At 70.0% G+C, this 11,916-nt stretch carries 7 protein-coding genes; 2 read left to right on the top strand and 5 right to left on the bottom strand.

The genetic code is table 11. The features are described from left to right. Window positions 1-38: 38 nt before the first annotated feature. The gene (locus tag ABGB08_RS15430) at window positions 39-1,115 is read right to left on the bottom strand and encodes a PHB depolymerase family esterase (protein ID WP_347590713.1); all 1,077 of its coding nucleotides are present in this window, start codon (window positions 1,113-1,115) and stop codon (window positions 39-41) included. A 413-nt stretch (window positions 1,116-1,528) separates the two neighbouring features. On the opposite strand from ABGB08_RS15430, the gene ABGB08_RS15435 reads away from it, so the two are divergent. After that, window positions 1,529-2,851 (top strand): hypothetical protein, encoded by a 1,323-nt coding sequence (locus ABGB08_RS15435; RefSeq protein ID WP_347590715.1) that lies wholly within the window; start codon window positions 1,529-1,531, stop codon window positions 2,849-2,851. Window positions 2,852-2,962: 111 nt separating this feature from the next. Then, entirely contained in the window at window positions 2,963-3,928 is a 966-nt protein-coding gene (holA, locus tag ABGB08_RS15440) for a DNA polymerase III subunit delta (protein WP_347590717.1), read from the top strand. 117 nt (window positions 3,929-4,045) lie between these two features. Here the strand turns inward: holA and ABGB08_RS15445 are convergent, their stop codons facing one another. The 4 genes from ABGB08_RS15445 to ABGB08_RS15460 are packed head-to-tail and all read right to left on the bottom strand — an operon-like array spanning window position 4,046 to window position 11,543. After that, window positions 4,046-4,732, bottom strand: a complete 687-nt coding sequence (locus ABGB08_RS15445) for an ABC transporter ATP-binding protein (protein WP_347590719.1) — start codon at window positions 4,730-4,732, stop codon at window positions 4,046-4,048. Then, window positions 4,725-5,651 (bottom strand): ABC transporter ATP-binding protein, encoded by a 927-nt coding sequence (locus ABGB08_RS15450; RefSeq protein ID WP_347590721.1) that lies wholly within the window; start codon window positions 5,649-5,651, stop codon window positions 4,725-4,727. Before ABGB08_RS15450 ends, ABGB08_RS15445 begins: the two co-directional genes overlap by 8 nt. After that, window positions 5,648-8,320 (bottom strand): FtsX-like permease family protein, encoded by a 2,673-nt coding sequence (locus ABGB08_RS15455; RefSeq protein ID WP_347590723.1) that lies wholly within the window; start codon window positions 8,318-8,320, stop codon window positions 5,648-5,650. The genes ABGB08_RS15450 and ABGB08_RS15455 overlap by 4 nt, the downstream gene beginning before the upstream one ends. A gap of 1 nt (window position 8,321) precedes the next feature. Further along, window positions 8,322-11,543 (bottom strand): ABC transporter permease, encoded by a 3,222-nt coding sequence (locus tag ABGB08_RS15460; protein ID WP_347590725.1) that lies wholly within the window; start codon window positions 11,541-11,543, stop codon window positions 8,322-8,324. Window positions 11,544-11,916 lie beyond the last annotated feature (373 nt).

Below are 11,916 nucleotides of genomic sequence, written 5' to 3' on the forward strand. Positions count from 1 at the left end.
GGCACGAGCGATGCACAGTTCAGGCGACTGGGCGGTGCTCACCGGATGGGGTGGCGGGCAAGGCCGAAGAAGTCGATGGCGTACTTCTCGATGCCGTCCTCACTGAACGCGATGCCGTGCGCCCCGCTCTCGATGCTGTACGCCTCGACCACCACGTGGCCGAACCGGTCGGCGAAGCGGGTACGGGTCCAGGTCGGCCGTGGCTGATCCGTCCCGTGCCAACGGGCGTGTAGCACGTTGGTCCACTGTTTGATCTCCTCGCCGAAGTTGGCGTACGCCAGGACCTCGTCGGCCGTGCCGTGCCACAGCTGCACGCGCGGACGGGATCCGGTGTACCCGGGGTAGGCCGCGCGGACCGCGTCGCCCCACTGGCGGGGGGTGCGGATCGTGCCGCCGTTCTCGCAGTTGGGGTTCCAGCCACCGTCGTCCGCGGTGTAGCAACCGACAGGCGTACCGGCCATGACCGACCCGGCGGCGAACACATCCGGATAGGTGGCGAGAAGCACGTTGACCATCTCGGCGCCGGAGGAGAAGCCGGCGGCGAACACGCGCCGGCGGTCGGTGTCCAGGTGCCGCTGGACGTGGCGCACCATCGATGTGATGCCGACCGGGTCGCTTCCACCGCCGCGCCGCAGCGCCTCGGGTGAGGTCACGTCGAAACAGCCGTCCGCGCGACCCGCTGTGGGGTAGACGACCACGAAGCCGAGCCGGTCGGCCATCGACGCGTACTCGGTGGCCTCGAACATCGCCGGCCCGGTGCCAGTGCAATAGTGCAGCACGACCAGCACCGCCGGCCGGTGCCCGAGCCGGGGTGGCACGTACAGGTGCATCCGGAGCCCGGTGGGATTGGGCCCGAAGTCGGCTATCTCCTGCAACTGGCCGGTCGGCGGCGCCGGTGATGTGCTCGTCGCTCCGCTGTCGGCGCGGGCGGAGCCGGTCATCAGGACCGCCATGGTAATCGCGGTGACCGCCGCTGCCGCTCCCGTAGCGGCCGGCCGGCCTGGACTAGGCCAGGCGCGAAGCGGTCCAGTACCGGCGGCTGCGGCTGCGCGGGCGGTGGCGCCGGTGCGGATACCGAAGCCGTCGGGCAGCCAGGCCATCATTCTCGTGAACATGGCACTCCTCGCCGGGCGCCGCAGTCAGCCCAGAGAAATGAAATGTGAGCCATAGGGCGGGTGGTGCATCGGGCTAAGAATGTCACCTCGCGCGAGGGCGTCAAGATCCGACGCGGAGGCCGCCGGAGGGCGCACCAGATCCGCAAACGGCGGCGAACGACGTCGCAAGAGATCGGGTTTGCTGCTCAAGGCGGGCTCGAAGACCTTTGCCGCAGGTCGTGAGCACGCTGGAGGAGACCCGGCTCGCAGTCCAGGTGAGCAACTCCTGATCTACATAGCTAATAGAAAGGGCCCGGCTCCGGCCAGGCCCATTCGTGCGAAGTGAACATTACAACGATCCCAATTAGCGGTTGACGGCTTTCATATGCGCACATAGCGTCGCGGGCGACTCTCGAGAGGACGGCGGCGACTCGATGTACAAACGCGGAACGCGGAAGAAGTCCCCCACGAGCAAGAGTGACGTCGACAGAGACGACAGAGAGAAGGGCGAGTCCTCGGACGAGTCGTCGTCCGAGGGCGATCGCACCAGGCCGCCCCTGACCAAGACGAAAGGCAAGCGCACGCTTGAGAAGGTGACGTCGGAGGTCGCCCCGAGATCCCCCGTCCGGGAGGGAAGCGTCGGCGGGGGCCGTACAGATCCCACGAAGCGTTCCAGGAACGTCGGTGAGTTCACCGGGACCCAGACGAACATCGGTGGCGAACCGGCGCAGGCGCCCCCTCCACCGCGTGCCCTGCGGAAGACGGCCGTCCTGTGCAAGGACGGCGCCCTGGTCGCCTTGGACCAGGCGGACAGCGAAGACTCGGTCGTGCAGGTGCTCCGGTACCTTCTGACGAATCCGATTTTCGATGGTCTGCTCGACGGCGTCACCGCCAAGGCCGCCAAGGCGGATGACGTCCAGGCGCTTGTCGAGGAGCAGGGGCAGTCCGATCCCTCGATGAAACGTCTCAACGAGCTCATGGCGATCACCCAGGGCCTGGTCGCCGAGGCGCATGTCGTGGTGATCGACAGCAGGGACGATGCCAGCCTGCGGGCGGACCACGATCCGTACGAGAATGTGATCAGGATCGGCGAGGTTCAAAACACCGAGCCCGGCTGGCACCAGGACACCGCGGACTATTGGCCCTGCCTGGTCCGGGTGCTGTTCGAACTCTGCAACGCCGCCCGCGCCGACACCAACCGCAACCTCATGCGGGAGGCACGCGAGGGCGACCTGGGCTGCGTCTCCTTCGTCCTGTCGATGGAGCTGAACGAGGACCGCACGAACGTCGAGTTCGACCGGCTCTGGGGCGCGATAATTGCCGCCGGCCCGCACCAGGTCAGGATGGGCGGCCGGACCGTCACGAGCGACGTCCCGGACCTGCGTCTCATCAACGTGGCCGGTCTGAGTGCCGAAGTCGCCGCGCAGCTCAGATGGCAGGCGCAGCTCGTAGGAGGGCACGTCGCCGACTATGTGGAAATGTGGTTCGGGAACTTCGGGGCGATCTTCAAGGGGAAGAACCCCGAGGACTGGCAGGACCTTCTCAATGTCATCGACCCACCTCCGGATAGTTCGGATGAGGGCGAGGGCCCGGACAACGAGTCGGACGATGAGTCGGACGGCATGGACACCGAGGACAGGCAGGAGATCGTCGAAGACGTCGAGCATCTGGTGGGAGTCCAGGTGCCCCCGCTCCACATTGTCGACGTGGTGAAAGTCATGCGCGCCTGGTACAAGCTGAAGTCATCAAAGGTCTAGGGCCAGCGCGTCGAACCGCCGCCACGCCACGCGCCCGGGCTGCGCATGGGGGCATGGTGATCTTCCGGGTGTTCGTGTCGGGGGGTTCGGGGGCGTGGCATGCTGCGTGGCATGGGGAATGTTGCGGCGGTCACGTTGGTGCTCGGGGATGAGGAGTTGCTTGCGGATCGGGCTGTCGGGGATGTGGTGGCCGAGGTGCGGGCGGGGGGTGCGGATGCCGACGTGCATGATCTGCTGGGGGGGAAGGTCGAGCCGGGGGAGTTGACCAGGCTGACCTCGCCGTCGTTGTTTGGGGATCAGGCGATCATCGTGATTCGGGCGGCGCAGGATCTGTCCAAAGATGTGATCGCCGAAGTCGTGAAATATGCGGCGAATCCGGGCGACGATGCTGTGCTCGTGCTGGCGCACCCGGGTGGGGTCAAGGGCAAGGCGCTGGTTGATGGCGTGAAGAAGGCCGGAGCCCGTGTTGTCACCGTCACCAAGCTGACCAAGGCGGGGGAGCGGATCGACTTCATCCGCAACGAAGTCCGGCGGACCGGGCATTCGATCACTCCGGCCGCGGCGCAGGCGCTTCTCGACGCGGTCGGCAGTGACCTCCGCGAGCTGGCGGCCGCGTGCAGCCAGCTCATCTTCGACACGGGGGACAAGAGCATCGGCGAGGCCGCGGTGGCCCGCTACCACCGGGGCCGCGCTGAGGTCAGCGGTTTCACCGTCGCCGATCTCGCCGTCGAGGGCAAAGCGGGCGAAGCCCTGGAACAGCTGCGCTGGGCACTGGCCACCGGCGTCGCCCCCGTCCTGATCGTCAGCGCCCTGGCCGGCGGCCTCCGCTCCCTCGCCAAAGTGGGCGGCGCCCCCAGGAACGCCAACGAGAACCAGCTCGCCTCCCAACTCGGCATGCCCCCCTGGAAAATCAGGAACGCCCGCCGCCAGCTCAACGGCTGGGGCCCGGAAGGCCTCTCCCGCGCCATCCAAGCCGTCGCCCTCGCCGACGAACAGGTCAAGGGAGGCGGCACCGACCCCGCCTACGCCCTCGAAAACACCGTGCAAACCATCATCGCCAACCGCACCGGCCGCTAACTCCCTCCAGACCAACTGACGATCCCGGCCATCCGTCCCGGCGTCAAGAAAGACAGCGGCCTCTCGGTAGGCGTTCTCAGTCCTTCCGGGTGGGGGCGAACGATTACCGGGCGGGGATCAGGCGGGGGTCGGTTCTGGGGTGAGGAAGGCGCCGTCCTTGAGTTCGAGGACGCGGTCGGCGAGGGAGATGAGGCTGGGGTCGTGGGTGGCGACCAGGGCGGTGACGTTTTCGCTGCGGACGACCGCGCGGATGAGTTGCATGATCTGGCGGGCGGTCTGGGAGTCGAGCTGGCCGGTCGGTTCGTCGGCGATGAGGAGTTTGGGGCGGTTGGCGAGGGCGCGGGCGATGGCGACGCGCTGCTGCTGGCCGCCGGACAGCTCGTACGGCCGCTGGTTGGCGTGTGGCTCCAAGCCCACCAGCGCGAGCAGCAACTCCACCCGTCTCTCCCGCTCGTCCGGCGCCATCCGGGCCAGCCGCATCGGCACCCCCACGTTCTCGGCGGCGGTGAGCACGGGAATCAGCCCGAACGACTGGAAGACGAACCCGACGACATCCCGCCGCAGCTCGAGCAGAGCCTGTTCGGGAAGCTCGGTGACGGCTTTGCCGTCGACCGTCACCGAACCCGCCGCAGGCCGGTCGAGGCCGCCGACCAGGTTGAGCAGGGTGGTCTTGCCGGAACCGGACCGTCCCCGGATGGCGATCAACTCGCCGGGATTCGCGTCGAAGCTGACACCGCGCAGGGCGACCACGTCGCGCGGGTAAACCTTCCGCAGGTCCCGTACGGAAACCAGAGGCTCACTCATTGTTCTCCTCCCCGGGAGCCGACGGCCAGACGCCGATGTGGTCCCGTTCCAGCTCTAGCCGCACCCGCCGTTCCATCTCGAGCGCGTTCATGAAGTCGCGGGGCAGCTGGAGCCGCCCGACCCGGTCCAGCACCGCGTACTCCTCGGCGATCACGTCGCCGTCTTCGGAGGTGCGGCGCAGGGTCTCCGAGGAGGTGCGCCCGTCCCGGATGCCGACCGTCCGGTCGACCTGCTCGGACACGAGCGGGTCGTGGGTGACGATGACCGCGGTGACGCCGAGCTCGCGGTTGGCGCGGCGGAGGGCGCCGAAGACCTCTTCCGAGGTGTCGCTGTCGAGCTCGCCGGTCGGCTCGTCGGCCAGGATGACCTCGGGCTCGTTGGCGAGCGCGACGGCGATGGCGATGCGCTGCTGCTGGCCGCCGGAGAGCTCGCCGGGCCGCCGGGTGGCGCAGTCGGCGACGCCGAGCAGTTCGAGCAGCTCGTCGGCGCGGCGGCGGGCGTCGCGCTTGTTCCCGGCCAGCCGCATCGGCAGCAGCACGTTCTCCTGCCCGGTCAGGTACGGCAACAGGTTGCGGCCCGTCTGCTGCCAGATGAACCCGACCACCGAACGCCGGTAGCGCAGCCGATCCCGCGAGGTCATGGACAGCAGGTCCATCCCGGCCACCCGGGCCAGCCCGGCCGTCGGCACGTCAAGCCCGGACAGCACGTTGAGCAGCGTCGACTTCCCCGACCCTGACGCTCCGACGATCGCGATCAGCTCGCCCTTCTCGATGAGCAGGTCGAGCCCCTGCAACGCGACGACCTCGACGCCTTCGGTCTTGTAGATGCGGACGAGGTTGTCGCAGAGAATATGGGCGTGCTCCCCGAAAGCCGGCCGATTCCGTACGGCCTGCGCCTCCAGATCCGACAGCGTGGTCATGTGGATTCCCCCACTCGAAGTGCGGTGGTGACGCGGCGGCCGGTGCTGGCGTGCCCGAACGCGCCGAGGATGGAGACGGCGGCGAGTCCGGCCGCCAGCAGGATGGGTGTGGTGAAGGTCAACGGGAACTCGGTCACGGCTATCCCGGCATAGGCCGACAAATCCAGGCCGGGGCCGAGGGCGGCGGGCAGCAGCATGCCGAGCGCGAGCCCGGCCAGCGAGGTGAGCACGATCAACGGTGCCACCTCCAGCACGGTCAGCAGCCTGGCCTGCCGCTGCGACAACCCCAGCGTACGCAGGAACGACAGCGCCCGGGCCCGGTCGGCCCCGCCGATGACGAGGGCGATGACGACGGCGATCAGCGCGTACCCGGCGAGCGCCACGGTGACGATGGTGAAGCTGGCGATGATCGTCCCGGCCAGCGGTGCCTCGGCGATGCGCGTGTGGGCGGAGTCGAAGGTCTCCACGACCGCGTCGGAGAGGCCGACCGTGCGCTGCAGCAGGGTCTGGTCCACATTCCCGCCGATCAGCAGGATGTTGGTGTAAGTCCGCAACCCGGCGATCTTGGGCCCTTCGTACGGCATGACGATCAGGTTGCTGCTCTCGAACGCCAGCCCCGGCAACTTCTCGATCGACCCCACGTTGGTGAGCTTCATCCGGGTATGCCACCCGATCTCGAACGACGCGTACGGCGAAAAATTCGCCGACACCAGCACCGGAATACCGTCCCCGACCGGCGGATCCGGCACCACCAGCGGGCTTCCCGCGACCAGCTCCCGATAGGCGGCCAGATCCATGGCGAGCACGGTGGCCATCTGCGCGCCGGTCGCCACCTGCACGGTCCCCTTGGCGACCGGCAGCACCGACGTCACCCCGGGCAGCGCCCGCACCTTCGCGATCACGTCCGCGGGGATCTCGGCGGCGCGTTCGACCCGCGCGGGCGCGCCGACGGTCTGCCAGGTGGCGGTCCGCTGGGTTTCGAAGATCGCCCCCGAGACCAGGGCGCCGAACACGGACACGGCCAGCGCGGGCAGCAGGATCAGCACCGGCAGCGAGGTGACGCCCCGGGACCGGGCGGCCAGGGTCAGGCCGAGGAAGGGCACGGCCCCACGGCGCCGGTTGGCCAGCCGTACGATCAGGCGGAGCGGCAGCGGGTAGCAGCGCAGCGTGATCAGCGCGGCGGCCAGGGTGAGCGCGGCGGGCACGAGCAGCAGGAACGGGTCGGCGCCGAGCTCGGCCACGTCGGTGGCGAGGCCGCGGGTGCGCAGCAGGTATGCCCCGCCCAGGGCGAGCACGATCACCAGCAGTTCGAGCGCGATCCGGCGCGGCGACGGCTTCGGCGCGACGACGTCGTTACGGCTGTCGTGCAGGGGCTTGCGGTGCGCGAACGCGAGCCGCACCGCGGCGAAGGCGATGGTCGTCACCGCCAGGATCGCGGGGCTGAGGTGCACGATCGGCGTGATCGGCCCGGGGATCAGATAGGACGCCGCGTATCCGGCGAGGGCGGCGGGCACGACGATCAGCGCGGTGGCCCCCGTGCCCGCCCGGGTGATCTGGCCCAGCGAGCCGCCGCGCGCCCACACCAGCCCGAGCCCGGCGCGCATCCGCTCGGCGAGCAGCTGGACGGCGAGCGCGATCACGCCGAGCGCGACCACCGCCAGCCCGCCCAGCATGAGGAACATCAGCGTCTGCGCGGTGCGCAGCTGGGTCAGGAACCCTTCGAGCAGCGGATCCAGGCCGGTGGTCAGCTCGAAGCTGGCCGCGGGGATCTGCGCGATCCCGCTGTCATTGCGCTCACCCTGCTGCTCCACCACCTGCCGGAAGTCGACGATGTCCTGGATCATCGGGGCCGCGTTCCGGGCGTTGATCGGGGATCCGTCGATGCCGAGCACCCACGAGTAGTACAGCTCGCGCCGCGAGTTCAACTCCCGCAGGCCCGCGTCCGGAATGAGCCCGACGGCCATCAGGTCGGGTTCGTCGGCCTCCGGGAGCCATCGTACGGTGACCCGTTTGACCTCGGGGTTGTGCTCCCAGAAGCGGTCGGACGGGTCGATCGCCTCGAACAGGCCGACGACTTCGGCCGCGATCGTGTAGCTGTTGCCGAGCAGCACGGTGGTGCCGACCGGGAGCCGCATGGCGTCCGCGGCTTCCCGTACCAGGCCGATCTCGAAGAGCGGGACGTTCTTCAGGTCCGGGTTGCCGGGCACGGTGGCGAGTGTTCTGGGGGCGCCAGGCTCCCGTCCCTCCACGTAGCGGACCTTTTCTCCGACGTTGGACGCCCAGGCCAGATCCACATACCGCTGCAACGGCGTCGGCCTGCCGAGCACTCCGGAAACCGGCGTTCCGTGGGTCTTGGCGGACTGGTGGCCGGTCCCTCCGGGGACGACGGCGGACGACAGCAGGGGCGGCAGCGCGTCCCGCCACAGCCGGTCCAGCGCGGTGAACTCGCCGCGGTCGTGTAGTTCGTCCTCGGGGGAGTTGGGGCGCAACCGCACCGCCAGGTCGGTCTGCGGGGCCACCACCTCGTCGACCATGGCGGCCAGCGCATCGTCGTACGCGGCTTCGAAACCCCGGGGCAGCCCCGCCACCAGCAGCGACGCGGTGAGGGCGAGCAGCGCGAGCACGGCCGCCGCGCCCCGATGCACCCGGACCAGCTGCCAGGCGTTCATGTCAGTCCTCCCCGATGCGCAGCGCGCGGCCGAGTCCCTGGCGGCGCAGCGTGCGGGCGAGCCCGCCCACCACCGCGAACAGCACCACGGTCACGGCCGCGAGCAGGGCGATCGTCGCGCCCCATGGAATGTCCAGCAGCACGCCGGGGGTGACCGAGACGGCCTGCCCGGTCAGCACGATGTGCGGCACGACCAGGGTGGCCACGACGGCGGCGAGCACGGTGCCGCCGAGCAGCGACAGGCCGATGATGAACGCCTGCTCCACCGCGAGCAGCCCGAACACCTGCCGGAAGCTCACCCCGAGCGCGCGTAGCAGCACGAACTCGGTCATCCGCTCCCGGGCCGCCACGGCCGCGTTGACCATGAAGCCGAGCACCGCGAACACCAGCGCCGCCGCGAACCCGAGGATCAGCGCCCCCTGCAGGCCGCTGGCCAGCGGGTCGTCGCGCAGTTGCCGGGTCAGCGCGGCCCGGTCCACCACGGTGTGATCCCATTCGGGGTGCGCGGCCAGCTCGGCCGCGGCCCGCTCGTCCGGGGTGGCCAGCCACCACTCCCCGGCCAGGTGCGGCGGCCGCGCCGTCGTCAGGTCCCGCGCCTGCAAGGTCTCCAGATCGGCGAGTACGGCGGGAGCGTCCCCACTCGTCCCCGGCATCGCGGCCACGATCCCGACCGGCATGATCGGAATATCCTGCCCGTCGATGGACAGCTGCGAGGCCCGCCCCACGGCCAGCTTCGCCGACACGGCCACGTCGGCGGTGACCACGACCGGCAGCAGCGGCGTCTCGGGCGTCCCCGGAATCACCGCCACGAAGCCCGGGCTCTGCGCCTCGGGGAACTCCTCGGCGTTGGCGCGCGGCACCTGCAGGGTGAGCAGTCCGCCGGAGACGGCCTCCGGCGGCGGCAGCTGCCCGGTGCCCCGGACGATGGCCGTCCAGTCCGGCGCGGCGAGTGGCTGCCCGTCGGCGGCGATACCGGCCACGCTCATCGTGAACGGCGACCCGACCGGCGGCACCGGCACGTCCAGCAGCAGGCCGGTCAGGCTCAGCGGGTACGCGATGGACCCCGACCGTCCCGCGAACGCGGTCAGGTCCACCGTGAGCACATGGTCGGCGCCGTCCGGAACCAGCAGCCCGGCCTTGGCCTCGTGCCGCGCGCCGAGCGCGTCCCGCAGAGCCAGCCGGGGCACCAGGCTCCGGTAGGACGCGGCCACTTCGGGTTTGTCCAGTTCGAGCCGGACGGTCATCGCGAGCGTCTTCGGCGTCCCGGGAATCTGGACCGCCGGGAATTCGGGCCGCTCCCCGGCCAGATCTCGCCCGAGCGTGGCCACCGGGTCCTCGGCCAGGTCGCCGCGGAGCGTCATCAGCCGGTCCAGCTTGGTCGCGTCCACCGCCAGGAACGTGGCGTCCACCGCGCCCACCTCGACCGAGCCCCGGTAGACCGGGCTGGCCGTGGTCACGCCGGGCAGCTTCGCGAAGGTGGGGCCCCGGCCGAGCGGGCCCAGTTCGGCACCGGCTACGGGACCGGCCACCCGCAGGTCGGCGGAGGCGAGGTGATTGGCCTGATCCCGCTGCGAGTTACGCCAGGTCGCCGCCGTGGCGATCGACACCACGCCGATCGCGATGGCCATGGTGAGCAGCAGCACCGGGCCCGAGTAGCGCAGCGGCCGGCGGCTCACCTGCCAGGCGCCCAGCGCCGGAGCCAGCGACCGCCGCCTGCTGGTGAGCCGCTCGGCCAGCTTGGCCACGATCGGGACCAGACGCAGCCCCAGCATGCCGCCGCACAGTAGCGCCAGCGCCGGCCCCATCACGATCAGCGGGTCGATCCCGAGCCCGCCCCCCGCAGTGGACGTCACCGGCGCGCCGTACCGCCGCAACTGCCACACCGCCAGCGCCGCCACCGCCAGCAGCACCAGGTCGCCGCCCGCCCGCTGGATCAGCCCCTGCTTCTCGCCCCGGCCGCGCGCCGACTGCTCCTCCACGTACGTACGCCGTGCGCCCCGCACCGCCGGCAACGCCAGCAGGATCGCGCAGGCCAGCGCCACCCCCGCCGACACCACGAACGTCATCGTGTCCGGCGTGGGCGTGAGCCGTACGCCCGAGGCCTTGAACCACGGGATGGAGCTGACCAGTTGCAGCAGCGGCGGGGCCAGGAACGGTGCGACGATCGCGCACGGCACCGCGACCAGCAGCGACTCCGCGCCCGCGAGCAGGCCGAGGCGCACGCTGCCCGCGCCGCGCGAGCGCAGCAGCGCCACCTCCATGCGCCGGTGGTCGGCGAGCAGGCGCGCGGTCAGCATCAGCGCGTAGGCGGCGAGCAGGAGCAGTTGGAGCACCGGCACCAGCATGGTCGAGCGGGCCACCAGCGCGGCCTGGTCGAGCTGGGCGAGCATCTCGGGCAGGCGGCTGGAGGCCGTACAGGCGGAACAGTCCGCTTTGAGGCGATCGCCGAGCCCGGCGACGTGGTCGGCGAACGGCCGTAACTCGTCCCGGGGCAGATCCCGCAGATCCGGTACAGCGAGCCAGCTCGCCGTGACATTCGTCGCGAACCTCGCGACAAAGGTCTCCCTGGGCACGACCAGCGGCCCATAGGTGGTGTAGTTGCCGATGGACGAACCCCGGCGAAGCACGTCATCCCCGGCCCAACGGTCACTGTACGGATCGGTGAGCTGGAAGATCCCGGCCAGCCTGACGTCGACCGGCTTGTCGTCGAGGCGTCCGACGATGCGGAACTCGCTGCCGACCGAGACGTTCATGGCCTGGGCGGCGGGCTGGGAGAGCACCGCCTCGACCGGGCCGGACGGCTGGTCCTTCGGCCAGGCACCGCTGATCAGGCGAGCGTGCTGCTCAAGCCCTTCGTAGGCGGCGAAGCGGGTGAGTTCCGGCAGTTCGAGCTTCTCCTGGCCGGGCAGGGCGAAGGAGTCGGAGCGGATGTTGACGCTCACCTCGGCCGGGATATCGCCGTAGGTTTCGGTGAATTCGAGCCGGATGTTCCGGTCGAAGGCCTGGAAGGTGTTCGCGTCCACCGGCGCGCTGACCCGGGCCGACACGGTCTCCAGCGACGCCGTCTCCATGGCGCGCCGGACGCCGACCTCGGCTACCGATACCGCGTACATGGTCAGCGCGACCAGCGCGGTGGTGGCGAGCAGAATGGAGCCGAACGCGGCCACCAGCAGCAGCGGCTCGCTGACCGCACGCCGCAGGACCAGCGGTGTTCGCCCCCGCATCGACGACCCCCAAGCTTTTCGCCCCGATGTCCGGTATTTCGCTCACCTTAGGGGATTGCGGGCGCTTGACCATGGGTCAAAGTAATCGGTGATCCAGCCGATACGCTGCGGCGATGCACATGTGATATCGAAAACGTGACAATTTCCCTCTTGAGATCACATGGCGATCCCGATAGGTGAGGGCAAGTTCGTTCTGTATGGGATTGTCTGGGTGTGTACTGACTGGGTCCGGTTGGGGTCACTCTTCGCCGGAGAACTTCTCCCAGGCGGATTGGCGGGTGGTCCCGAGCGCGGCGCCGATCCTGGCCCAGGTGACGCCACGGTCGCGCAGCCGCTCCACCCAGACCTTGAGGTTCGCGTCCACCTGCGCGCC

Source organism: Acrocarpospora sp. B8E8 (genome assembly GCF_039871605.1).
GTDB classification, from domain to species: domain Bacteria; phylum Actinomycetota; class Actinomycetes; order Streptosporangiales; family Streptosporangiaceae; genus Acrocarpospora; species Acrocarpospora macrocephala.

What these genes read in the sequence shown, in the direction of transcription:
- holA (WP_347590717.1), top strand. Translation starts at nt 2,963, where the DNA reads ATGGGGAATGTTGCGGCGGTCACGTTGGTGCTCGGGGATGAGGAGTTG.
- ABGB08_RS15460 (WP_347590725.1), bottom strand. Translation starts at nt 11,543, where the DNA reads ATGCGGGGGCGAACACCGCTGGTCCTGCGGCGTGCGGTCAGCGAGCCG.
- ABGB08_RS15455 (WP_347590723.1), bottom strand. Translation starts at nt 8,320, where the DNA reads ATGAACGCCTGGCAGCTGGTCCGGGTGCATCGGGGCGCGGCGGCCGTG.
- ABGB08_RS15445 (WP_347590719.1), bottom strand. Translation starts at nt 4,732, where the DNA reads ATGAGTGAGCCTCTGGTTTCCGTACGGGACCTGCGGAAGGTTTACCCG.
- ABGB08_RS15430 (WP_347590713.1), bottom strand. Translation starts at nt 1,115, where the DNA reads ATGTTCACGAGAATGATGGCCTGGCTGCCCGACGGCTTCGGTATCCGC.
- ABGB08_RS15450 (WP_347590721.1), bottom strand. Translation starts at nt 5,651, where the DNA reads ATGACCACGCTGTCGGATCTGGAGGCGCAGGCCGTACGGAATCGGCCG.
- ABGB08_RS15435 (WP_347590715.1), top strand. Translation starts at nt 1,529, where the DNA reads ATGTACAAACGCGGAACGCGGAAGAAGTCCCCCACGAGCAAGAGTGAC.